The sequence below is a fragment of the Tsukamurella sp. II2bb genome (assembly GCF_057815145.1).
Window position 1 is genome coordinate 1 of sequence record NZ_JBYPZI010000005.1, and the last position, 24,035, is coordinate 24,035.

The window sequence follows — 24,035 nt, forward strand, 5'->3', positions numbered from 1 at the left end:
GGCGGGTTCACATGATCGTCGCAACACTCTCAACGAGAGGTTGCGGCGATCATGTCGTTTCAGGAGGACTGTGCCCGGTTCGGCGGCGAGCTGGCGCAGCTGGTCGACTCCGGTGTTCCGGTGAAGGAGGCCGCTGTCGCGGTGGGTGTGCCGCGGCGGCGGTGTTACGCGATTCTGCGGGCGATTGGCCACCCGGTGGGGCCGCCTCGCGGGCCGGGTAGGCCGGCAGATCCGGAGCGGATCGTGGCGGTGTTCGATCGGACCGGCTCGATCAACAAGGCTGCGATCGAGTGCGATGTGGCGTTCTCGGTCGCTCGCAGGGTCTTGGTCGATGCCGGTCTGGTCACGGCGGACAAGCTGAAGGCGGTGGGTAAGCCGGAGGCGAGGAAGCGATTTCTCGCGCTGCTCGATCAGGGGTGGTCGTCAGCGCGCGCGGCCCGTGAGGTGCAGGTGAACGAACGCACCGCCCGGGACTGGCGCCAGGGAATCCGACGAACCAGTGGCAGGCGGATCCACCCGGACGGCACAGTCGTGGACTATCGAACCAAGACGATCTACAAACAGGCTGTGACCAGTGCCATCTCGAGCCGAGACGATGCTTCGGCGATCGCGATCGCGATCAGTGACCGTTACCTCTCGCTCGATGACCGCATCGCAATCGCTGACGGGCTGGTACTCAAGGACTCGATGCGGACCATCGCCGCCCGGATCGGCAAGAACGTCTCCACCATCTCCCGGGAGGTCCGTCAACGCAGCATCGGCGGCCGGTATCTGCCGTATCAGGCCGATCGGGTAGCGGTGGCGGCTCGGGCGCGGCCGAAGCAGTCCAAACTGGTGGTGAACACGGTCCTGCGGGCAGAGGTCGAGGAGGGCTTGTCGAGGAAGCTCTCGCCGGAGCAGATCTCGCACCGTCTGCGCCGGGATCACCCTGACGACGAGAGCATGCGGGTGAGCCACGAGACGATCTACCAGGCCTTGTACTTCCAAGCCCGTGGAGGGATGAAACGAGAAGTGCAGCAAGCACTCCGGACCGGACGAACCAAACGCAAACCGCAGCGGAAAGAAGGTGAGCGGTATCAGCGGTTCATCGACCCGATGGTGATGATCAGCGACCGCCCGGCCGAAGTCGAGGACCGTGCTGTTCCCGGCCATTGGGAGGGGGATCTCATCACCGGTGAGCAGAACAAGACCGCGATCGGCACTCTCGTCGAACGCTCCACCCGCTACACGATGCTGCTGCACCTGCCCGACGGGCACGACGCCGAACAGGTCCGCGACGCGATCATCACCGCGATGAAAGACCTGCCCGCGCACCTACGCGGGTCGCTGACCTGGGACCAAGGCGCAGAGTTGGCCCGGCATGCGCAGATCAGCGTGGCCACCGATATGCAGGTGTATTTCTGCGACCCAGCCAGCCCCTGGCAGCGCGGCACCAACGAGAACACCAACGGGCTGCTCCGGCAGTACTTCCCCAAGGGCACCGACCTGAGCGTCTACGGCCCCGCGGATCTCGAGCACGTCGCTCAGCAACTCAACAGCCGACCACGCAAAACGCTCGGCTGGGAAACCCCAGCCGAGCGTATGCGTGATCTAATCACCACCCAGTAGAACAGGCAGTGTTGCGTCGACCCCTAGAAACCGCCCCTGTGCGACGGGGCCGTTCGTCGTTTCCGGGGCCCGGGCGGCTCGGAGACGGGACCGGAGTGACCCGTCAGTAGTGTCTACCTGGTCCAGTATCGCTACCAGCTGATACTGAGGTAGTGTCCATGCAGCGGTCTGTGGCGCGAGCCACATCTCGATGCGACGAAAGGTCCCGACAGTGGGTGTCGAAGTAACTACGAAGAACCTGACGAAGTCGTTCGGGTCCCAGAACATCTGGTCCGATGTCTCGTTGACCCTGCCTGCGGGTGAGGTGTCGGTTCTGCTCGGCCCGTCGGGTACCGGTAAGTCGGTGTTCTTGAAGTCGTTGATCGGTCTGCTGCGCCCGGAGGAGGGCGAGATCATCATCGACGGTACGGACATCCTCACGTGTACGAGCGCGGAGTTGTACGAGATCCGCAAGATGTTCGGTGTGCTGTTCCAGGACGGTGCGCTGTTCGGTTCGATGAACCTGTACGACAACACGGCCTTCCCGCTTCGTGAGCACACGAAGAAGAAGGAGAGCGAGATCCGTCAGATCACGATGGAGAAGCTCGAGATGGTCGGTCTGATCGGCGCGGAGGACAAGCTTCCGGGTGAGATCTCGGGTGGTATGCGTAAGCGCGCCGGCCTGGCCCGTGCGCTGGTGATGGACCCGCAGATCATGCTCGTCGACGAGCCGGACTCGGGCCTGGACCCGGTGCGTACCACGTACACCAGTCAGCTGCTGATGGACATCAACGCGCAGATCGACTGCACGACGCTGATCGTCTCGCACAACATCAACATCGCTCGCACGGTGCCGGACAACATGGGCATGCTGTTCCTCAAGCACCTGGTGATGTTCGGTCCGCGTGAGGTGCTGCTGACCTCGGAGGAGCCGGTGGTCAAGCAGTTCCTGTCGGGTTCGATGATCGGTCCGATCGGTATGTCGGAGGAGAAGGACTCGGCGCAGATGGAGGCGGAGGCGGCTCGTGTCGCGGCCGGGCACTCCGACGGTGGTGTGGATGTGCCGGACGAGATCGCTCCGCAGATGCAGCCGACGCCCGGTATGCCGCCGCGTAAGGGTGAGCAGCGGCGTAAGGCGCGGGTGCGGCAGATCCTGCCGACGCTGCCGCCGAAGGCGCAGATCGCCATCCGCCGCGACCTGGGCGACGACGTGGACGAGTTCGCCACGACGGCGCCGGCGCCCGCCGCGCAGCACGAGGTCCCGGAGACGGCCCCCGTCGCGATCCAGAAGGACTACGCGGGCGACGAGGCCCCGACCGCGGCCTACGAGGTGACGCACACGGACGAGAACCCGACCGATCACCTGCCCAAGGTGGAGGGCGGCCGCTAGTCGCGCACCGTCGTAGAAGGCTTCGACGCCGGCCCGGGGAACGCTCCCGGGCCGGCGTCGTCGTCTCCGTCCGCGGCGTCCGGCCTCGATATTCGAAGGAAATCGGCGGTTTCGCTTGACGTTCGCGCGGTTTCGGGTCAGAGTTATCGGCAGGACACGAGGTGCTCGTGTCCACGTGAGAGCATCTTCGGGTGCCTTCGGACCGCACGGCAGCCAGCCCGCGGCCGGAGTGCGCGGCTGGGCCGCCCGACGATGCCGGTGTTCGAAGAACGGCGCGCGTCACGCTTGCGCGCGAGCCCCGATGGGGCTTAGTCTGGACTGCCCCTTGCGGGGTGGTCGTTCCTCTGTTAATGTTGGACGTTGCGCTGGCTGCCTCCTGCCCATCTGAATATTCGCCCTTCGTGAGGGCCGTACTCTGCGGGTTGCCGTCAGCACAGTTTTGGCAACGTTACTAGTCACAGCAGAGGACGCATCTTGGCAGTCTCCGTCTCCAGCCAGACTCAGAACGATCAGAACGACGCCGTGGTGCCCGGAGCGCCCAAGCGTGTGTCGTTCGCGAAGATCTCCGAGCCCCTCCCCGTTCCGGGCCTGCTCGACCTGCAGATCGACTCGTTCGACTGGCTCGTCGGCACGCCCGCTTGGCGGGAGAAGGCCGCTGCGCGCGGCGAGGCACGGCCCACCGGCGGTCTGGAGGACATCCTCGCTGAGCTGTCGCCCATCGAGGACTTCTCGGGCTCGATGTCGCTCTCCTTCTCCGATCCGCGCTTCGACGAGGTCAAGGCCTCGATCGAGGAGTGCAAGGACAAGGACATGACGTACGCGGCACCGCTGTTCGTCACCGCTGAGTTCATCAACAACAACACCGGCGAGATCAAGTCGCAGACCGTCTTCATGGGCGATTTCCCCATGATGACGGACAAGGGCACGTTCATCATCAACGGCACCGAGCGTGTCGTCGTCTCGCAGCTCGTCCGCAGCCCGGGCGTGTACTTCGACGAGACCATCGACAAGTCGACCGAGAAGCCGCTGCACAGCGTGAAGGTCATCCCGGCCCGCGGCGCGTGGCTCGAGTTCGACGTGGACAAGCGCGACACCGTCGGCGTCCGCATCGACCGCAAGCGCCGCCAGCCGGTCACCGTGCTGCTCAAGGCCCTCGGCTGGACCAGCGAGCAGATCCTCGAGCGCTTCGGCTTCTCGGAGATCATGCGGTCCACCCTGGAGAAGGACAACACGGCCGGCACCGACGAGGCGCTGCTCGACATCTACCGCAAGCTGCGCCCGGGCGAGCCGCCCACGAAGGAGTCGGCGCAGACCCTGCTGGAGAACCTGTTCTTCAAGGAGAAGCGCTACGACCTGGCCCGCGTCGGCCGGTACAAGCTGAACAAGAAGCTCGGTCTCCCGGCGAACTCCGACGGCACGCAGCCGCTGGTGCTCACCGAGGAGGACATCGTCGCGACGATCGAGTACCTCGTGCGCCTGCACGAGGCACCGTCGGAGCAGCTGACCTACATGACCGTGCCGGACGGCGTCGAGGTCCCCGTCGAGGTCGACGACATCGACCACTTCGGCAACCGTCGCCTGCGCACCGTCGGCGAGCTGATCCAGAACCAGCTCCGCGTGGGCCTGTCCCGCATGGAGCGCGTCGTGCGTGAGCGCATGACCACGCAGGACGTCGAGGCGATCACCCCGCAGACCCTGATCAACATCCGCCCGGTCTCGGCGGCGATCAAGGAGTTCTTCGGTACCTCGCAGCTCTCGCAGTTCATGGACCAGAACAACCCGCTCTCGGGCCTGACCCACAAGCGCCGCCTGTCGGCGCTCGGCCCCGGTGGTCTGTCGCGCGAGCGCGCCGGCCTCGAGGTCCGCGACGTCCACCCGTCGCACTACGGCCGCATGTGCCCGATCGAGACCCCTGAGGGCCCGAACATCGGCCTGATCGGCTCGCTGTCGGTGTACGCGCGGGTCAACCCGTTCGGCTTCATCGAGACCCCGTACCGCCGGGTCGAGAACGGCCGCACCACCGACGAGGTCGTCTACATGACGGCCGACGAGGAGGACCGCTACTACATCGCGCAGGCCAACGCGGCCACCGACGCGGACGGTCGCCTCACCGACGAGAAGGTGCTCGTGCGTAAGCGCGGCTCCGAGGTCGAGTTCGTCCCCGTCTCCGCCGTGGAGTACATGGACATCTCGCCGCGCCAGATGGTCTCCGTCGCGACCGCGATGATCCCCTTCCTCGAGCACGACGACGCCAACCGTGCCCTCATGGGCGCGAACATGCAGCGTCAGGCCGTGCCGCTGGTCCGTTCCGAGTCGCCGCTGGTCGGCACCGGTATGGAGCTGCGTGCCGCGGTGGACGCGGGCGACGTGGTGATCACCGAGAAGTCGGGCGTCGTGGAGGAGGTCTCGGCCGACTTCATCACGATCATGGCGGACGAGGGCACCCGCAAGACCTACAAGCTGCGCAAGTTCGCGCGCAGCAACCAGGGCACCTGCGCCAACCAGCGTCCGATCGTGAACGCCGGCCAGCGGGTCGAGGCCGGCCAGGTCCTGGCCGACGGTCCCTGCACCGACAACGGTGAGATGGCGCTCGGCAAGAACCTGCTCGTGGCGATCATGCCGTGGGAGGGCCACAACTACGAGGACGCGATCATCCTCTCGCAGCGCCTGGTGGAGGAGGACGTCCTGACGTCCATCCACATCGAGGAGCACGAGATCGATGCGCGCGATACGAAGCTGGGCGCCGAGGAGATCACCCGGGACATCCCGAACGTCTCCGACGAGGTGCTGGCCGATCTCGACGAGCGCGGCATCATCCGCATCGGCGCCGAGGTCCGCGACGGCGACATCCTGGTCGGCAAGGTCACCCCGAAGGGCGAGACCGAGCTGACCCCGGAGGAGCGGCTGCTCCGCGCGATCTTCGGAGAGAAGGCGCGCGAGGTCCGCGACACCTCGCTCAAGGTGCCTCACGGCGAGACCGGCAAGGTCATCGGCGTCCGCGTCTTCTCGCGCGATGACGACGACGAGCTGGCCCCCGGCGTGAACGAGCTGGTCCGCGTGTACGTGGCCCAGAAGCGCAAGGTCCAGGACGGCGACAAGCTGGCCGGCCGCCACGGCAACAAGGGCGTCATCGGCAAGATCCTCCCCGCCGAGGACATGCCCTTCCTGCCCGACGGCACCCCGGTCGACATCATCCTCAACACGCACGGCGTGCCCCGTCGTATGAACATCGGCCAGATCCTGGAGACGCACCTCGGGTGGGTCGCCAAGACCGGCTGGGACGTGCGCGACGAGAACGGGAACATCCCGGACTGGGCGTCGGCGCTGCCGGAGGAGATGTACAGCCAGCCGGCCGACACGAACACCGCGACCCCCGTCTTCGACGGTGCGCGGGACGAGGAGCTGGCCGGCCTGCTCGGTTCGACCCTCCCCAACCGCGACGGTGACGTGATGGTCCAGGCCGACGGCAAGGCGACGCTGTTCGACGGCCGCTCGGGCGAGCCCTTCCCGTACCCGGTGGCCATCGGCTACATGTACATCCTCAAGCTGCACCACCTGGTCGACGAGAAGATCCACGCCCGCTCGACCGGTCCGTACTCGATGATCACGCAGCAGCCGCTGGGTGGTAAGGCGCAGTTCGGTGGTCAGCGCTTCGGTGAGATGGAGTGCTGGGCCATGCAGGCCTACGGCGCCGCCTACACCCTGCAGGAGCTGCTCACCATCAAGTCGGACGACGTGGTCGGCCGCGTGAAGGTGTACGAGGCGATCGTCAAGGGCGAGAACATCCCCGAGCCCGGCATCCCCGAGTCGTTCAAGGTGCTCCTCAAGGAGCTCCAGTCGCTGTGCCTGAACGTGGAGGTCCTGTCGTCCGACGGTGCCGCCATCGAGATGGCCGACGGTGACGACGAGGATCTCGAGCGCGCTGCCGCCAACCTGGGCATCAACCTCTCGCGCAACGAGAACGCCTCGGCCGAAGACCTCGCGAACTAGCCCCCGCCAACCGAACGAATTAGGAGAGAAGTGCTCGACGTCAACTTCTTCGACGAACTGAAGATCGGTCTGGCGACCGCCGACGACATCCGTAACTGGAGCTACGGCGAGGTCAAGAAGCCCGAGACCATCAACTACCGCACGCTCAAGCCCGAGAAGGACGGCCTGTTCTGCGAGAAGATCTTCGGACCGACTCGCGACTGGGAGTGCTACTGCGGTAAGTACAAGCGTGTCCGCTTCAAGGGCATCATCTGCGAGCGCTGCGGCGTCGAGGTCACTCGCGCCAAGGTGCGTCGTGAGCGGATGGGCCACATCGAGCTGGCCGCTCCCGTCACCCACATCTGGTACTTCAAGGGCGTTCCGTCGCGCCTGGGCTACCTGCTGGACCTGGCGCCCAAGGATCTCGAGAAGATCATCTACTTCGCCGCCTACGTGATCACGGAGGTCGACGAGGAGCAGCGCCACAACGAGCAGTCCACGCTCGAGGCCGAGATCACCGCGGAGAAGAAGGTCCTCGCCGACCAGCGCGACGTGGACCTGGAGAACCGCGCCAAGAAGCTCGAGGACGACCTCGCCGTGCTCGAGGCCGAGGGTGCGAAGGCCGACCAGCGCCGCAAGGTCAAGGACGGCGGCGAGCGGGAGATGCGGCAGATCCGCGACCGCGCGCAGCGCGCCATCGACGAGCTCGACGAGATCTGGACGACCTTCGTCAAGCTCGCTCCGAAGGACATGATCGTTGACGAGAAGCTCTACCGTGAGCTGCAGGACCGCTACGGCGAGTACTTCAAGGGCGCGATGGGCGCCGAGGCGATCAAGAAGCTCATCGAGAACTTCGACATCGACGCCGAGGCCGAGATCCTGCGCGAGACGATCCGCAGCGGCAAGGGCCAGAAGAAGCTGCGCGCGCTCAAGCGGCTCAAGGTCGTGGCGGCGTTCCAGCAGTCGGGCAACTCGCCGCTGGGCATGGTCCTCGACGCGGTGCCGGTGATCCCGCCGGAGCTGCGCCCGATGGTCCAGCTCGACGGTGGCCGGTTCGCCACGTCCGACCTGAACGACCTCTACCGTCGTGTGATCAACCGCAACAACCGCCTCAAGCGACTGATCGACCTCGGCGCGCCCGAGATCATCGTCAACAACGAGAAGCGGATGCTGCAGGAGTCCGTCGACGCGCTGTTCGACAACGGCCGCCGCGGCCGTCCGGTCACCGGACCGGGCAACCGCCCGCTCAAGTCGCTGTCCGATCTGCTCAAGGGCAAGCAGGGCCGGTTCCGCCAGAACCTGCTCGGCAAGCGCGTGGACTACTCGGGCCGTTCGGTCATCGTCGTGGGTCCGCAGCTCAAGCTGCACCAGTGCGGCCTGCCGAAGCTGATGGCGCTCGAGCTATTCAAGCCCTTCGTGATGAAGCGCCTGGTGGATCTCAACCACGCGCAGAACATCAAGTCGGCCAAGCGGATGGTCGAGCGGCAGCGCCCGCAGGTGTGGGACGTGCTCGAAGAGGTCATCGCCGAGCACCCCGTGCTGCTCAACCGTGCTCCCACGCTGCACCGCCTGGGCATCCAGGCCTTCGAGCCGCAGCTCGTGGAGGGCAAGGCCATCCAGCTGCACCCGCTCGTCTGTGAGGCCTTCAACGCCGACTTCGACGGTGACCAGATGGCCGTGCACCTCCCGCTGTCCGCGGAGGCGCAGGCCGAGGCCCGCATCCTGATGCTGTCCTCGAACAACATCCTGTCGCCGGCGTCGGGTCGCCCGCTCGCCATGCCCCGTCTGGACATGGTGACCGGTCTGTACCACCTGACCACCCAGAAGGACGACGCCGTCGGGCACTACGAGCCCGCGGGCACGGACGCTCCGGAGAAGGGCGCGTACTCGTCGCCGGCCGAGGCCATCATGGCCGTCGACCTGGGCGAGCTGTCGATCCAGGCGCCGATCAAGGTGCGGCTGACGCAGCAGCGCCCGCCGGCCGAGGTCGAGGCGGAGCTGTTCGACGGTGCGTGGACCCGCGGTCAGGCCTGGACGGCCGAGACCACCCTGGGCCGCGTGCTGTTCAACGAGCTGCTCCCGGCGGACTACCCGTTCGTGGACGAGCAGATGCCGAAGAAGCGTCAGGCCGTGATCATCAACGACCTGGCCGAGCGCTACCCGATGATCGTGGTCGCGCAGACCGTCGACAAGCTCAAGGACGCCGGCTTCTACTGGGCCACGCGCTCGGGCGTGACGGTCTCGATGTCCGACGTGCTCGTTCCGCCGAGCAAGAAGGACATCCTCGACCGCTACGAGGAGCGTGCCGACGGCATCGAGCGCAAGTACGCCCGCGGTGCCCTCACCTCGGGTGAGCGCCGCGACGCGCTGGTCGAGATCTGGAAGCAGGCGACGGACGAGGTCGGTAAGGCGATCGACGACTTCTACCCCGCCGACAACCCGATCACGATGATCCCGAAGTCGGGTGCCACCGGCAACATGACCCAGGTGCGGAACCTGGCCGGCATGAAGGGCCTGGTGACGAACCCGAAGGGTGAGTTCATCCCGCGCCCGATCAAGTCGTCCTTCCGCGAGGGCCTGACGGTGCTCGAGTACTTCATCAACACGCACGGTGCTCGTAAGGGTCTGGCCGATACCGCTCTGCGTACCGCCGACTCGGGTTACCTGACCCGTCGTCTGGTCGACGTCTCGCAGGACGTCATCGTCCGCGAGACCGACTGCGGTACCAGCCGCGGCATCGTGGTCCCGCTGGCCGAGGTGCAGGCGGACGGTTCGCTGATCCGCGATGCGCACGTCGAGACCTCGGCGTACGCCCGCACCCTCGCCGAGGACGCGGTCGCCAAGGACGGCACCGTCGTCGTCGAGCGCGGCCACGACCTGGGCGACCCGCAGATCGAGGCGCTGCTCGAGGCCGGCATCGCGGAGGTGAAGGTGCGCTCCGTGCTCACCTGCACCACCGGCACCGGTGTCTGCGCCACCTGCTACGGCCGCTCGATGGCGACCGGCAAGCTCGTCGACATCGGCGAGGCCGTCGGTATCGTCGCCGCGCAGTCGATCGGTGAGCCCGGTACCCAGCTGACCATGCGTACCTTCCACCAGGGTGGCGTCGGTGACGACATCACCGGCGGTCTGCCGCGAGTCACCGAGCTGTTCGAGGCCCGTGTCCCCAAGGGCAAGGCCCCGATCGCCGAGGTCTCCGGCCGCATCCGCCTGGAGGACGACGACCGGTTCTACACGATCACCATCACGCCGGACGACGGCAGCGAAGAGGTCGTGTACGACAAGATCAGCAAGCGCCAGCGCCTGCGTGTCTTCAAGCACGAGGACGGCAGCGAGCGCCTGCTGGCCGACGGTGACCACGTGCAGGTGGGCCAGCAGCTCCTCGAGGGCGCTGCCGACCCGCACGAGGTGCTGCGCGTCATGGGCCCCCGTCAGGTGCAGGTGCACCTGGTCAACGAGGTCCAGGAGGTGTACCGGTCGCAGGGTGTGTCGATCCACGACAAGCACATCGAGACCATCGTCCGGCAGATGCTGCGTCGCGTGACGATCATCGATTCGGGTTCGACGGAGTTCCTGCCCGGTTCGCTGACGGAGCGCTCGGAGTTCGAGGCGGAGAACCGTCGCGTCGTGGCCGAGGGCGGCGAGCCCGCGGCCGGCCGTCCGGTGCTCATGGGCATCACGAAGGCCTCGCTCGCGACCGACTCGTGGCTCTCGGCGGCCTCCTTCCAGGAGACCACCCGCGTGCTCACGGACGCCGCGATCAACACCCGCTCCGACAAGCTGGTGGGCCTCAAGGAGAACGTCATCATCGGTAAGCTCATCCCGGCCGGTACGGGCATCAACAAGTACCGGAACATCCAGGTGCAGCCGACCGAGGAGGCCCGCGCGGCCGCGTACTCGGTGCCGACCTTCGACGATCAGTACTACGGTCCGGAGGGTGCCTTCGGCGCCCCGTCCGGCGCCGCGGTGCCGCTCGACGACTACGGCTTCTCCGATGGTTACCGGTGAAGTAGCTAGCTGAAAGCAGCCCCTGACCATTGCGGTCAGGGGCTGTTTTCATTGTCCGGCGGTGCGTGGGGCCGGGCCGGTGGGAGGGGGCTCGGGCTCACTGGGCTTCACGCCTTCGCCTAGCGGCTCAGACGCTGCAGAATCGTTCGCCCGAGCCCCCTCCCACCGCCCCTCGTCCGGCAGTCGGCTCGCGACGCTGCCAATGGTCTCAGCCGCCGCGCGCGTCCCCACGTCCTGCCGCCTGCTCCCAATCTGCATATCACTGCGCGGAGCCTCCAGCGATTGCTGGAAATCGGTGGTGCTGTCGTCGTCCCCCGCGCCGCATTCCGTCCCCCGCGCCGCGCCGATCCGCGGCCCCGGCGTCCCGTCCCCTATGAGACGCCGCTCGTGCGGTGGGGGAGGCGTCGTCCCCCGCGCGGTGCCGATTCCCCCACGGGACGCCGCGGTGCCGGACTATTGACGCAACCGATCGGTTGTGTGTACGGTGTGAACATCGAAATGTTCACACCGTACACACTGGATTGAGGGGTTCGCCATGACCACCACCGCCACCGCTGCCCGTGACACCGCCACGATCACGCAGGGGAGGTCGAAGTCCTGGATCGCCGGGATGGTGATCACCGCGCTGGTCTGGGCGTTCCTGGCCTTCGACGTCATCGGCAAGCTGACGAAGCCGCAGGCCGTCATCGAGGGCACGCTGAACCTCGGCTTCCAGGAGCGGCACATCCTGGTCATCGGCCTGATCCTGCTGGTCGGCCTCGTGCTGTGGACGATCCCGCGGACGGCGGTGATCGGCGCCGTCTACCTCACCGCGTACCTCGGCGGCGCGGTGGCGATCAACCTGCGCGCCGACCAGCCGATCGCCGGCTACGTCCTCTCGGGCGCCTACGTCGGCGTGCTGATCTGGGGTGCGATGCTGCTGCGCCGTCCCGACCTGCGTCGCGTGATCCTGGGCCGCTAGTCGGGGTGCGCTACGAGGTGGAGACGATCTCCGAGCCCAGCGGCAGCAGGGAGAGCCGGATCATCTTGAAGTTGGCGATCGCCAGCGGAATGCCGATGATCGTCAGGCACAACGCGATCCCGGTCAGGATGTGCCCGATGGCGAGCCAGATCCCCGCGACCAGCAGCCAGATGATGTTGCCGACCAGCGACGCCGCGCCCGCAGAAGGCCGGTCCACGACGGTCCGCCCGAACGGCCACAGCGCGTAGTTGGCGATCCGGAACGACGCCAGCCCGAACGGGATGGTCACGATCAGCACGCAGCAGATGATCCCGGCGACCGCGTACCCGACGGCCATCCAGAATCCGCACAGCACCAGCCAGATGATGTTCAGGATCAGCTTCACCCCCTCAGTATGCCTACCCTGGTGGTATGAACCTGTTCCAGCGCTCGGCCAAGCTGTTCAACACCGCCTTCACTCCGCTCTTCTCGCTGCCGATCATCGGTCCCGCGCTGGGGAAGTCGATGGTCACGGTCAGTTACACCGGCCGTAAGTCCGGAAAGAGCTTCACATTGCCCGTCGCCTACCGCCGCCGCGGAAACGAGGTGGTCATCGGCGTCGCGATGCCGGAGAAGAAGCAGTGGTGGCGCAATTTCACCGGCGACGGCGCCGATCTCACGCTCCACTTCCCCGACGGTGACCGCACCGGCCGCGCCGTCGCCGCCACCGGGCCGAAGGGTACGTCCATCACGGTCACCCTGCGCTGATCGCCCGGGTCGCCGCGTCGAGCCGGCCGCGCAGCGCCGCACTGATTTCGGGCGAATCGAGCACGGTCACGTCCGGCAGGGCGGCCCACAGCGCCCACACGGCGCGCTCGCGATCGGCGAAGGCGAGGGTCCCGGCACCGTCGGGCCCGGGCGGCGTGACGATCGTGCCGAACATGCCCAGCTTCTCCCACACCCACCCCTCGGCGCGCACGCGCACCTCGATCCGGGGGAGGGCGCCGCGGAAGGACTCCCGGGACGCCTCGAACTCGGCGGCGAGGTCCACCTCGGCCGGGCGCTCCGCCGGTTCGTCGAGCACCGTCACGGCCGAGAAACGCGACGTCCGGTAGGTGCGCCGCTCGCCGTCGCGGAGGGCCAGCAGGTACCAGGCGTGTCCCGCGTGCACCAGCCCGACGGGGTCGAGCACGCGTTCCGCCGCGGCCCCTCCGCGCGGCCGGTACACCGCGCGCACGCGCAGGCCGTCGATCACCGCGCGCTGGAGCTCGCCGAGGAAGGGGTCGGGGTCGGGCGGCCGGGCGAAGCCGTCGGGGCGGACGTGGATCCGCTGGGCTGCGGCCGCCGCTTCCCGACGGTGCGCCTCGGGCACCGCCGCGGCGACCTTGCGCATCGCCGCCGCGAAGTCGGGGGAGTCGGGTGCCCCGGCGAGGAGCGCTTTGGTCTCGCCGAGGGTGAGCCCGGTGAGGTCGGTGCGGTAGCCGGGGAGCAGGCGGATGCCGCCGCTGCGGCCCCGGTCGGTGTAGACGGGGACGCCGGCCGTGGACAGCGCCTCGACGTCCCGGAGCACGGTGCGGGTGGAGACCTCGAGTTCCGCGGCGAGCTGCGCGGCGGTCATGGTGCCGCGGTGGCGCAGCAGCATCAGGACGGAGAGGAGCCGGTCGGCGCGCATGGATTCAGACTCCCAGAAAAACATGACAGAAGATGTCATGTCAGGGCTCTTGAATGGCCTCATGACCGAAACAGCCCTTGATCCCCGTCCCGCCTACGCCGCCGCCAGCGCCTGGGTACAGTCCCTCCTGGCCACCATCACGGAGGAGCAGCTCGCCCTGCCCACGCCGTGCGACGAGTTCGACGTGCGTGCTCTCGCCCAGCACATCGGCGCCGTCGGCCTGCGTGCCGTCGCGCTCGCCGAGGTCGCCACCGTCGAGGGGCAGCCCTTCCTCGCCGAGGATTTCAGCGCCACCGCCTACGGCGACACCCGCGAACGCGCCCTCGCCGCCTGGGCGCAGGCCCCGCTGGAGCGCGAGGTCACGGTGCCGTGGGGCGTCGTCCCCGGCTTCGCCGCGCTCGGCATGTACGTCAACGAGACCCTGGTCCACGGTTGGGACATCGCCGTCGCCACGGGGCAGCCCGCGGAGTTCGCCGAGCCCGCGATCGTCGAGGGTGCCCTGGCCGCGGTGCAGGCCGCGCTCCCCGCGGAGATCCGGGGCATGGAGGGGGTGCCCTTCGGCCCCGTCGTCGAACCCCGCGACGGTGCCGGGCCCACCGAGCGCCTCGCCAACTGGAACGGCCACCGCTGGCCCGCGGCATGAGCGGCTGACCGCGAAAACCCGTTGCGCGCCGTCGTCCGGCGGGCGGATGCTCGTCGGATGACGACGAGCGCGACGGTGCGGGTGGCCCCGGTGACCGCGGACCTGTTGGAGGCTTTGGAGCGGGACCCCGCGGAGTTCGAGCAACAGATCGGGTCGCCGATCCCCGCGGGCTGGCCCGAGTTCCCCGAGGCGATCGGGCACACGATCGCCGCGCTGCGGGGCGGTGCGGCACCGGAATGGTCGATGCACCTGTTCTTCTCCGAGGCAGGGGAATTGGTCGGGTCGGGCGGCTACCACGGTCCGCCCTCCGACGGTGCCGTCGAGATCGGCTACGAGGTCGCTCCCGGCCACCGGGGCCGCGGATACGGCGTCGGTGCAGCCCGCGCCCTGGTCGACGGTGCCCGCGCCGCCGGCGTGGACCGGATCCTCGCGCACACCCTCGCCGAGCCGTCACCGTCGACGGGGGTGCTCACCTCCTTGGGCTTCGAGCAGATCGGCGACGCAGTCGATTCCGAGGACGGTCCGATCTGGGAGTGGTACCTCCGGCCGGTGGCAGGTGCCTAGCCTTCGCAGGCGAGTGCGTGGGGCTGGTGCCTCGTATGAAGAAGCCATGCGCCAGGCGCATGGCTCGCGATCGAGATATGTTGCGTGAACTGCGAAAACGGAGGTATGCGCCGTGCGCATGGCCTTTCGGAAATTCGCGATCGGCGCGTAGCCGGCAGTCGCCCCGTCAGTCCTCGAACAGCGCCCGGATGTCCGACGCGGCCAACCGCGCGTCGAAGCCGCCCTCACCGCCGACCACCGACTCGAAGAGCGCGGCCTTGCGCTCCTTCAGAGCCATCACCTTGTCCTCGATGGTGTCGGCGGAGACGAGCCGGTAGACCATCACGCTGCGGGTCTGGCCGATGCGGTGGGCGCGGTCGATCGCCTGCGCCTCCGCCGCGGGGTTCCACCACGGGTCGAGCAGGAAGCAGTAGTCGGCCTGCACCAGGTTCAGGCCGAAGCCGCCGGCCTTGAGCGAGATCAGGAAGACCTGCACCTCACCGGAGGTGAACTTCTCGATCGCGGCGGCGCGGTCGGCGGTCGAACCGTCGAGGTAGGCGTAGTCCACGCCCTCCTCGTCGAGCCGCTCCGCGGCCTTGCGCAGGAAGCCGGTGAACTGGCTGAAGACCAGCACCGCGTGCTTCTCCTCCAGGAGCTCGTCCAGCTTCTCCGCGAGGAAGTCCAGCTTGGCGACGTCCTCGACCGCCAGGTCCTCGTCGACGAGCGACGGGTCGAGGGCGAGCCGGCGCAGCATCGTCAGCGACCGCAGGATCTCGAACCGGTTGCCCTCGAAGTCGTCGAGCAGGCCCAGCAGTTTGGCCCGCTGGTCCGCGAGCACCCGATCGTAGGTGTGCCGGTGCTCGTCCGAGAGCTCCACCTGGACCACGGATTCCGTCTTCTCCGGCAGGTCCTTCGCGACCAGGTCCTTGGTGCGCCGCAGCATGAACGGCCGCACGCGCCGCCGGAGCCGGGCGAGCCGGTCGTCGTCGCCGCCGCGCTCGATCGGCCGCCGGTACTCCTCGGCGAACCAGGACCGGCCGGGGAACAGCCCGGGCACGGTCAGCGCGGTGAGCGCCCACAGCTCCTCGAGGTGGTTCTCCATCGGGGTGCCGGTCACGGCCAGGGTGAACTGCCGGTCCAGCAGTGTGACCGCCGCGAAGGCCTTGGACCGCGGGTTCTTCACGAACTGCGCCTCGTCGAGGATCACGCCCGACCAGGACACCGCGGCGTACTCCTCGGCGTCGAGCCGCAGCAGCGTGTACGAGGTGAGCACGACGTCGGCGCCGGCCACCGCCGACGCGATCGACGCCCCCGACTTCCGCGAGGTCTCCGAGACCACCGCGACGCTCAGGTGCGGCGCGAACCGCCGGCACTCCGCGGCCCAGTTGCCCACCACGGAGGTCGGCGCGACCACCAGGAACGGCCGGGGCACGTCGGCGGCGCCCTCGTGCGCGCGACAGATCAGCGCGAGCGTCTGCACCGTCTTGCCCAGGCCCATGTCGTCGGCGAGGATGCCGCCGAAGTCGTTGTCGTAGAGGAACGCCAGCCAGTCGAGGCCGTCCCGCTGGTACGGGCGGAGCTCGGCCCGCAGCGTCGACGGTGCCTCCTGCCGCGCCAGGTCGCCCGCCGTCAGGGCACCGACCCGGCGGGACCAGTCACCGTCGAAGTCGGTGGCGTCGGCGAGACCGGCGAGATCGTCGACCAGGCCCGCCTGGAACCGGCTGATCCGCAGGCCGTCGCGTTCCTGGCCGGTGCCGCCGGGCCGCGCCCCGCGACGGGCACCGCGAGCGGGCAGGTCCCGGGCCTCGCCGATCAGCTCGCGCAGCCGGTCGAAGCGCTCGCCGTCGATCCGGGCGAGCACGCCGCCGGGCGTGACGAGGGTGTCGTGACCGGCGGCGACGGCGGTGAAGACGTCCCGGAAGGGCACCTCCTCGCCGTCGACCTCCACGGCCACCTCGAGGTCGAACCAGTCTGTCGACGGGTTGTCGGAGTCGCCCCGCACCCGGACGGACACCGAGGCCGAGCTCTCCGCCCAGCGGAACCCGGGATCGTCGACGACCTCGACGATCACGGACGGCACGGACCGCAGCACGGGCGCCACCTCGGCGAGCCAGACGGCCGCCTCGGTGCCCCGGTACAGGCCCTGGGAGTGATCGACGCCGACGGCGGCCTCGCGCAGCGCCACCGCCATCGAGCGGGTGATGCGCTGCTGCCCGACGGCATCCGCGAGCCCGGCCGGCTCGCGTCCCAGAGCGAAATCGGTGGGCTCGCCGACCCCCTGATTGACAACGGTGTACCGCCACTTCCAGTCGACCTCGAGCTCGGCGGCGTCGGGGAAGTAGCGGGCGGTGCACAGGAGCTCGGGCCCGAGCACCTCGACCTGGCCGACCAGTTGGTCCGGGTCGCGGACGGGGGCTACCGCGGTGAGGTAGGGCAGGTACTTCTCCCGCAGCTCCGGCACCGCCTCGGCGGGGACCCGGACCGGGGTGAAGCGGCGCAGCGCGGTGGTCTGCGGCGCCGAGAGGGGCGTCTCGAGCGGGGCGAGGCGCAGCACGTCGCCGTCCTGCTGGAAGACGCCGAGCGCGCGGTGCGCGCCGAGGAGCCCGCCGGTGAAGGGCCGTGGACCGTCCCCGAAGTCGACCTCCCGGTCCAGTTCGACGGTGCCGTCGACCGCGCGGGTCACGAGGCCGAGGCGGGTGGGCGGCCCGAGGCGCACCGCCCCGCGGGCCTTCTTGGTGAGCAGGGGCACGCCGGCGTCGCGGACGGCGCGCAGCTGGTCCCACAGCAGCGGGGTCTCGACCATGCCGAGGTCGGCCCAGGCGTCGACGCCGTACAGCGACCAGGTGATGAGCTGGGCCAGCGGCGCGAGCGCATCGCGCTGGGCGGGCGCGACGCGCGGCGCGGTCGCGATGGTGCGCCACCGCACGTCCCCGGCGACCCACGAGCCGTCGCGCATACCGGGCGTCGCCAGCCGCACCTGCAGCCGTTGCCCGGAGACGACGCCGCGCTCGTCCACGTCGAACTGCAGTGCCACGGGCAGCACGGCCGCGCTGGTGCGCGGGGCCTCCGGGAGCAGTGCGGCGAGCTGCTGCTCCCACTGCTCCGGCTGCTCGGCGGTGCTCTCCTCGACGTCCTCCGCGGTGAGCTCGAGCAGCAGGGCGGCGCCGTGCTTGCAGTTCAGGGCCACCGGGCAGGTGCAGATGCAGCGGACGGGGCGCCAGCCGGAGGCGCCCGGCTCGATCCAGACCTTGGTGTCGTACTCGCGGGTCCCGGCGACGGCACCGGAGACGAGGCGCTTCTCGTCGTCCCATTCCAGGTCGCCGACGAGGCCGGTGCCCACGTACTCACCCGCCCGGCGCACCGTCGGCGCCCCGAAGAATCCGATCAGGTCCTCGGGGGTGAACGAGGGCCCTCCGCCGGTAGTCGATGCGCTCATGGTCAAGCGGACAGTCTAGCGCGAACCGGTCGGCTCCCGCATCGTCGTGCCGGGGTGCGCGCGGTCATGACGGGACGGGCAGCTCGATGCGGGTGGTGCTCCCGTCACCGTCGCGCAGGAGGACGGTGGCGGCGAGCGCGCGTCCCGGCGGCACGGCGCGGGCGGTGACCGAGCCGCGGTCGAGGGATTCGACGGCGTCGGCGATCCGGTCGCGGATCGCGGCGGCGGCGGGCGGCGGCAGGTCGCGCAGGCCACCGTCGTCGAGGAGGACCACCTCGACGCCGCGCCGGCGGGCACGGTCGGCGGCGGCGGTCAGCCGGGGGGACAGCAGGCCGGCGGCCCGCACCGAGTCGCGGAGTCGGGCCTCGACGATGCGGCACTCGAGCCGCTCGGTCTCCGTGAGCGGCGCGCCGGTCGCAAGTCGCTCGAGCATCGGCCGCGCCTCGCGGTCGAGGAAGTCGCGGCGCCGGCCGCGCTCCTCGCGGGCCGTCTCGGCCGCCGCCTCCGCGGCGCGCCGTTCGGTGGTGCGGGCGCGCATCACGGAGGTCTGCCGGGCGACGGGGCGCAGCGTCAGCGCGAAGAACGTGGCGGTGAGGGTGACCGTCGTGCTCGGCAGGCAGCGGAGCACCCCGTCGAGCGCGCCGTGCCCGCGGTCGGCGGCCCACCAGGCCACGACGGCGGTGGTGAGCGCGACCGACAGCCACGTGACGGCGATGCGCCCGCGCACCGCGAGGTAGGAGGTGAGGACGGCGCAGCCGCCGATCGGCCAGGTGGTCAGCGCGAAGGCGTACTCGGCGGGCAGGAAGGGGAAGACGCTGAGCGCGGAGACCGGGCCGCCGGCCGCGACGACGGCGGTCCACCGCAGCGCCGGCGGGTCGCCCGGGGCGCGGACCAGGGCGAGCGCCCCGGCCAGGAGGGCGGCCAGCCCGACGGCCTGCGGCCACGCCCGGTCGAGGTCGGCGCGGGCGTAGCCGGCAAGCACCGCGAAGGTCGCCACGAACGCCCAGACCAGCACCGTCGCCCCGCGGCTGCGCATGCCGACGATGTCGCGGACGTCGTCCGCACCGGCACTCGTGCTCATCGCGCCCACCGGATCGTGACGACGGTGCCCGCGCCCGGCGCGGATTCGACGCGGGCCCCGCCGCCGGGGATGGACCGCATCCGGCCGACGATGCTGCCGGCCACGCCGAGCCGGTCGGCCGCGACGGTGCGCGGGTCGAAGCCGGGGCCGTCGTCGTGGACGGTCACCGTGACGCCGGCGGCGTCGAAGTCCGCGCGTACCGTCACCCGGGCGTCCGGCCCGGCGTGCCGGTGGGCGTTGCGCAGCGCCTCGGCGGAGGCCGCGGAGGCCGCGGTCAGGACGTCCGACGGTACCCGGCGGGCGTCCGGCGCGACCCGCGCCGACCAGCGGGCGTGGGGCGCGATGCGGCCGACGGCGGCACCGAGGACGGCGGCGGCGTCCGCCGCGGGAGCGTCGTCGCGGTCGGCGTGTCCCTCGTAGTCGTCGACGGCGGTGAGCACGGTCCGGGCGTGCTCGGCGATCGCGGCGGCGTCGTCGACGCGGGTCGCGGCGAGGAGCGTCGCGATCACGTCGTCGTGCACCAGGGCGGCGAAGCGCCGCTCCTCGTCGCCGCGGGCCTGGGCGGAGGCGTCCGCGGCGGTGGCCTCGAGGGCCTCGGCGTGGGCGAGGTCGAGGCGGCGGCCGGCCCGCCAGGCGATGATCGACGCGGAGAGGAAGACCGCGCAGAAGACCAGGGAGAACAGGAGGTCGGGCAGGTAGGGGTCGCGGGAGGCCCCGACCCGGTGGTTGAGCGCGACGGTGCCGAGGACGACGGCGACGAAGTAGGCGACGGCGGCCGGGGGCCGCGCGGGCATCGCGACGGCCATCGCCGCGAGCGCGGGGATGTAGTAGAGGAAGTGGTCGCCGGTCAGCTGCAGCGGCGTCACCGCGTCGACGGCGAGCCAGAGCAGCACGGCGCCGAGGAAGGCGGCCCCCGTGACCGCGGCGGCCCGCCCGATCACGGGGCGGTAGGCCCGCGCGAAGCTGGCGGGCAGCAGCGCGGCGCCGCTGCCGTAGACCGCGATCGTGGTGATCACCGTCAGGACGGGGGCCACCCGGTGGGCGTCGAGGATCGCGGGGAAGGTCGTGACCAGGTCGAAGAGGTAGCCGGCGGCGATGAAGCGGGTGAAGACGCGGGTCAGGCGTTCGTCGGCGCCGGGTGTGGGGGCGCCGCCGGTGGTCGGGGCGCCGGCGGTCAGCGCGGCCACCGCCGCCTGCGCGGTGCCTGCAGGAATCCGTCCTCGACGGCCCGCTGGTACATGTGCAGTTTGGTCTCCGCGGGCCGGCCCTGCAGCGCGTACTTGCCGCGGATCCGCTCGATGTAGGTCTCCACCGTCTTCGGGGCGAGCACGGTCAACTCGGCGACGCGGGCCGTCGTTTCGCCGGACGCGTACAGCGCCAGGACCTCCCGCTGCTGGGGGCTCAGGCCCACGTCGTTGAAGTCGGGGTCGCCGTCGATCGCGGCCGCCCACTCCGTGGTCACGACGGGGTGCCCGTCCGCGGTGTCCCGGACGGCCTGCACGAGTTCGGCGCCGCTGACCGTCTTCGGGACGATGCCCCACACCCCGCACCGCGCGGCCTGGCGCGCCAGGTACGGGTCGGTGTCGAAGCTGCCCGTGTACACGAGCACCCGGGCGCCTGCGGCGTGCAGCTTCTCGATGTTGGCCTCGGGGGCGGTGCCGTCGGCGAGCAGGAGGTCGAGCACCACCACGTCGGGGGTGCCGCGGACCAGCAGATCGTCCACGGTCGCGGCGTGCCCGGTGAAGGCCAGGTCCGGGGCGGCGGCCAGGCTCGTCTCGAAGCCGAGCACGATGAGCGCGTGGTCCTCGACGATGCCGACGGTGTGCGTTGGGCGGTCCGCCGTCGTCTGGACGCCCGCCTCGGGTCCGGTCATGGAACGACGATACGCCCCCGGCCAGCGGCTTTCGCCGACCAACGAAAGATCCTCTCGGATCCGTCATTTCGTTGTCGAGGTGCACGATGAGGGGGAATCCCCGGACGGGACGTACCCGCTTCCGCCGTCCGGAGCCGGGCACTAGCGTCGAAGCCGACGGCGCCGGGATTCCGGCGTGGCCGTGCGATCGAAGATCCGACGATCCGGCAGGGGGCGAGATGACCGCAGTGCTGACCGAGGCGGTGGCCGACGTACCCGGCCACGACCGGGTGTGGCTCACCGACCGCGAGGTCGAGGTGCTGCGGGCCTGGCTGCGCACGGACAGCAAGGCGGCCGCGGCGCGCCGGCTGTTCATCGCGGAGTGCACGGTGGCCGAGCACGTGGCGCGGATCCGCGCGAAGTACGTCGCGGCCGGACGGCCGGGCGCGACCAAGACCGCGCTCGCCGCGCGCCTGCTGCAGGACGAGTACATCCGCCTCGACGACCTGGTCTAACGGGTCGGCGCGGTGCCGAGCAGTGCCGCCCGCATGCCGTCGACCTGCTCCCGCAGCGCGCCGACCACCGCGGCCACCTCGCGCCGCTGCGCCGCCTCCGGCCGCACCACCATCCAGTACTCGAGTTCCACGGCGACCTCGTCGGGCAGGACGCGCACCAGTTCGGGCCGGGCGTCGGCGAGGAAGCAGGGGAGCAGGCCCAGGCCGGCGCCGGCGCAGGTCGCCTCGACGTGGACCAGCACGTTGGTCGAGCTGAGCCGGTCGGTCATACCGGGCACCACGGTCCGGGCGAGGTCGAGATCGTCGACCGTGAGCATCGAGTCGATGAAGTAGATCAGCGGCCGCCCGGCCAGGTCCCGGGGCCGCCGCGGGGCACCGTCGGCCTCGAGGTGGTCGCGGGAGCCGTACAGGCCGAGCCGGTAGGGCGCGAGCAGCATCGGTTCCACCCGGTAGGTCTCGGGCCGGCCCACGACCACCTCGATGTCCACGCCGGAGCGGGTCGACGGTGCCCGCCGCGTGACGGTCAGCAGGTCGACGGACAGGCGCGGGTGCGCCCGGCCGAGCCGCGCGACGGCGGGTGAGACGACGCGCGCGCTGAAGCCGTCGGTCGCCGCGATGCGCACCGTGCCGTGCAGGTCGTGGTCGGTATCGGCGTCGAGGCCGTGCAGCACGGCCTCGATCCGTTCGGCGGCTCCGACGGCGGTCCGTCCCAGGTCGGTGAGCTCCCAGCCGGCGGCCGTGCGGGCCAGCAGGGGCCCGCCGAGCGCCCTTTCCAGGGCCGCGACCCGGCGCGAGGCGGTGGTGTGGTTGACGCCCAGCAGGTCCGCGGCGGCGGTGTAGCGGCCGGTGCGCGCGACGGCGAGGAGAGTGAGCAGCCCGTCGGCGCTCGGCTCAGGGGTGTGCATCGATGCAGATCCGATCCGCGGCTGTGGCCATTGTCTCTGCGATTTTATCCATACATACTTCGTGAAACATGGCGTGTGTCACAGCTCGGCACCGTCGTGATCCGTCACACAAGGAGTGGATATGGCGCACAACGACCAGCGGTCCCTCGAACGACCCGGGGGCCTGCGCAAGATCGTCGCCGCGTCGATGGCCGGAACGGTCGTCGAGTGGTACGAGTTCTTCCTCTACGGCATCGCCGCCACGGTGGTGTTCAACAAGATCTTCTTCCGGGCCGGCGCGAGCGAGTACGACGCCATCATCGCGGCCTTCGTCACCTACGCGGTGGGCTTCGCGGCCCGGCCGATCGGCGGCATCGTCTTCGGCCACCTCGGTGACAAGCTCGGCCGCAAGAAGCTGCTGCAGGTCTCGATCCTCATGGTCGGCGTCGCCACCTTCCTCATGGGCTGCCTGCCGACCTTCGACCAGATCGGCTACTGGGCGCCCTTCCTGCTCGTGGTGCTGCGCTTCATCCAGGGCTTCGCCGTCGGCGGGGAGTGGGGCGGCGCCGTGCTGCTCGTCGCGGAGCACAGCCCGAACCGCTCCCGCGGCTTCTGGGCGTCCTGGCCGCAGGCCGGCGTGCCGGGCGGCAACCTGGCCGCCACCGTCGTGCTGCTGATCCTGACCAACGCGCTGTCCGAGGCGGACTTCCTCGCGTGGGGCTGGCGCATCGCCTTCTGGCTGTCCGCGGTGATCGTGCTGGTGGGCTACTACATCCGCACGCAGGTCGACGAGTCGCCGATCTTCAAGGAGGCCCAGCGGGAGATCGAGAAGGAGAAGGCCGTCTCGTACGGCGTGGTCGAGGTCGTCAAGCGCTACCCGCGCGGCGTGCTCTCCGCCATGGGCCTGCGCTTCGGCGAGAACATCTTCTACTACCTCGTGGTCACCTTCTCCATCACGTACCTCAAGACCGTGGTGAAGATGGACACCGCGCACATCCTGCTGTGGCTGCTCATCGCGCACGCGGTGCACTTCGCGGTGATGCCGCTCGCGGGCGCGCTCACCGACCGCATCGGCCGCCGCCCGGTGTACTGGGCGGGCGCCGCGCTGGGGGCGACGTGGGGCTTCTTCGCCTTCCCGATGTTCGACACCGGGCACGGTGCGGTCGTGGTGGCCGCGGTGACGATCGGCCTGATGTTCCATGCGCTGATGTACGCGCCGCAGCCGGCGATCATGGCCGAGTCCTTCCCGACCCGCATGCGCTACTCGGGCGTCTCGCTGGCGGCGCAGGTCACCTCGATCGCCGCGGGCTCGCTCGCCCCGATCATCGCGACCAGCCTGCTGAAGAACTACCACTCGTCGGTGCCGGTCGCGGTGTACCTCGCGATCGCGTGCGGGATCACCTTCGTCGCCGTCTTCTTCGTCCGCGAGACGCGGGGGATCGACCTGGCGTCGATCGACGAAGCCGACCGCGCGGCGCTGCGGGCCGAGCGCGCGGGAGCCGGCGCGTGAAGGCG

The 24,035-nt window shown here is 69.9% G+C and carries 16 protein-coding genes and 1 pseudogene; 10 read left to right on the forward strand and 7 right to left on the reverse strand.

Annotation, left to right across the window (positions count from 1 at the left end):
• Positions 1-402: 402 nt before the first annotated feature.
• From AC21LY_RS12390 to AC21LY_RS12410, 5 genes and pseudogenes are all read left to right on the forward strand, one after another.
• The gene (locus AC21LY_RS12390) at positions 403-1,608 is read left to right on the forward strand and encodes an IS30 family transposase (RefSeq protein ID WP_489046438.1); all 1,206 of its coding nucleotides are present in this window, start codon (positions 403-405) and stop codon (positions 1,606-1,608) included.
• Between the two features lie 211 nt (positions 1,609-1,819).
• Positions 1,820-2,977, forward strand: a complete 1,158-nt coding sequence (locus tag AC21LY_RS12395; RefSeq protein ID WP_489046788.1) for an ABC transporter ATP-binding protein — start codon at positions 1,820-1,822, stop codon at positions 2,975-2,977.
• Positions 2,978-3,416: 439 nt separating this feature from the next.
• Positions 3,417-6,967 (forward strand): annotated as a pseudogene (gene rpoB, locus AC21LY_RS12400) (DNA-directed RNA polymerase subunit beta).
• 30 nt (positions 6,968-6,997) lie between these two features.
• Positions 6,998-10,954: a DNA-directed RNA polymerase subunit beta' gene (locus AC21LY_RS12405; protein ID WP_489046789.1), complete on the forward strand. Its 3,957-nt coding sequence runs from the start codon at positions 6,998-7,000 to the stop codon at positions 10,952-10,954.
• A 535-nt stretch (positions 10,955-11,489) separates the two neighbouring features.
• Positions 11,490-11,915 (forward strand): DoxX family protein, encoded by a 426-nt coding sequence (locus tag AC21LY_RS12410; RefSeq protein WP_489046790.1) that lies wholly within the window; start codon positions 11,490-11,492, stop codon positions 11,913-11,915.
• Between the two features lie 10 nt (positions 11,916-11,925).
• Here AC21LY_RS12410 and AC21LY_RS12415 read toward each other — a convergent pair whose 3' ends face one another.
• The gene (locus AC21LY_RS12415; RefSeq protein WP_489046791.1) at positions 11,926-12,300 is read right to left on the reverse strand and encodes a YccF domain-containing protein; all 375 of its coding nucleotides are present in this window, start codon (positions 12,298-12,300) and stop codon (positions 11,926-11,928) included.
• A gap of 26 nt (positions 12,301-12,326) precedes the next feature.
• Here AC21LY_RS12415 and AC21LY_RS12420 point away from each other — a divergent pair, with 26 nt between their 5' ends.
• Positions 12,327-12,662, forward strand: a complete 336-nt coding sequence (locus AC21LY_RS12420) for a PNPOx family protein (protein ID WP_489046792.1) — start codon at positions 12,327-12,329, stop codon at positions 12,660-12,662.
• Here AC21LY_RS12420 and AC21LY_RS12425 read toward each other — a convergent pair.
• The gene (locus AC21LY_RS12425; protein WP_489046793.1) at positions 12,649-13,566 is read right to left on the reverse strand and encodes a helix-turn-helix transcriptional regulator; all 918 of its coding nucleotides are present in this window, start codon (positions 13,564-13,566) and stop codon (positions 12,649-12,651) included. The two genes, AC21LY_RS12420 and AC21LY_RS12425, sit on opposite strands and share 14 nt — an antisense overlap.
• Positions 13,567-13,627: 61 nt before the next feature.
• Between AC21LY_RS12425 and AC21LY_RS12430 the strand changes: the two genes are divergently transcribed.
• Positions 13,628-14,209, forward strand: a complete 582-nt coding sequence (locus AC21LY_RS12430; protein ID WP_489046794.1) for a TIGR03086 family metal-binding protein — start codon at positions 13,628-13,630, stop codon at positions 14,207-14,209.
• Positions 14,210-14,266: 57 nt separating this feature from the next.
• Positions 14,267-14,773 (forward strand): GNAT family N-acetyltransferase, encoded by a 507-nt coding sequence (locus tag AC21LY_RS12435; RefSeq protein WP_489046795.1) that lies wholly within the window; start codon positions 14,267-14,269, stop codon positions 14,771-14,773.
• Positions 14,774-14,939: 166 nt separating this feature from the next.
• Here the strand turns inward: AC21LY_RS12435 and AC21LY_RS12440 are convergent, their stop codons facing one another.
• The 4 genes from AC21LY_RS12440 to AC21LY_RS12455 all read right to left on the reverse strand — a co-directional run bounded on the left by AC21LY_RS12440 (position 14,940) and on the right by AC21LY_RS12455 (position 21,142).
• Positions 14,940-18,188, reverse strand: coding sequence for a DEAD/DEAH box helicase (locus tag AC21LY_RS12440; RefSeq protein ID WP_489046796.1), 3,249 nt, complete (start codon positions 18,186-18,188; stop codon positions 14,940-14,942).
• 64 nt (positions 18,189-18,252) lie between these two features.
• Positions 18,253-19,269: a hypothetical protein gene (locus AC21LY_RS12445; protein WP_489046797.1), complete on the reverse strand. Its 1,017-nt coding sequence runs from the start codon at positions 19,267-19,269 to the stop codon at positions 18,253-18,255.
• On the reverse strand, positions 19,266-20,456 hold the full coding sequence (locus AC21LY_RS12450) for a sensor histidine kinase (protein ID WP_489046798.1): 1,191 nt from the start codon (positions 20,454-20,456) through the stop codon (positions 19,266-19,268). Before AC21LY_RS12450 ends, AC21LY_RS12445 begins: the two co-directional genes overlap by 4 nt.
• Positions 20,444-21,142, reverse strand: coding sequence for a response regulator transcription factor (locus AC21LY_RS12455; protein WP_489046799.1), 699 nt, complete (start codon positions 21,140-21,142; stop codon positions 20,444-20,446). Before AC21LY_RS12455 ends, AC21LY_RS12450 begins: the two co-directional genes overlap by 13 nt.
• Positions 21,143-21,360: 218 nt before the next feature.
• On the opposite strand from AC21LY_RS12455, the gene AC21LY_RS12460 reads away from it, so the two are divergent.
• A complete protein-coding gene (locus tag AC21LY_RS12460) occupies positions 21,361-21,636 on the forward strand; it encodes a LuxR C-terminal-related transcriptional regulator (protein ID WP_489046800.1) in 276 nt (91 codons plus the stop codon).
• On the opposite strand, the gene AC21LY_RS12465 is transcribed toward AC21LY_RS12460, so the two are convergent.
• Complete coding sequence (locus AC21LY_RS12465) at positions 21,633-22,541, reverse strand: LysR family transcriptional regulator (protein WP_489046801.1); 909 nt, start codon at positions 22,539-22,541, stop codon at positions 21,633-21,635. The genes AC21LY_RS12460 and AC21LY_RS12465 overlap by 4 nt on opposite strands.
• A 121-nt stretch (positions 22,542-22,662) precedes the next feature.
• Here AC21LY_RS12465 and AC21LY_RS12470 point away from each other — a divergent pair, with 121 nt between their 5' ends.
• Positions 22,663-24,030 (forward strand): MFS transporter, encoded by a 1,368-nt coding sequence (locus AC21LY_RS12470; protein WP_489046802.1) that lies wholly within the window; start codon positions 22,663-22,665, stop codon positions 24,028-24,030.
• The last annotated feature ends 5 nt before the right edge of the window (positions 24,031-24,035 follow it).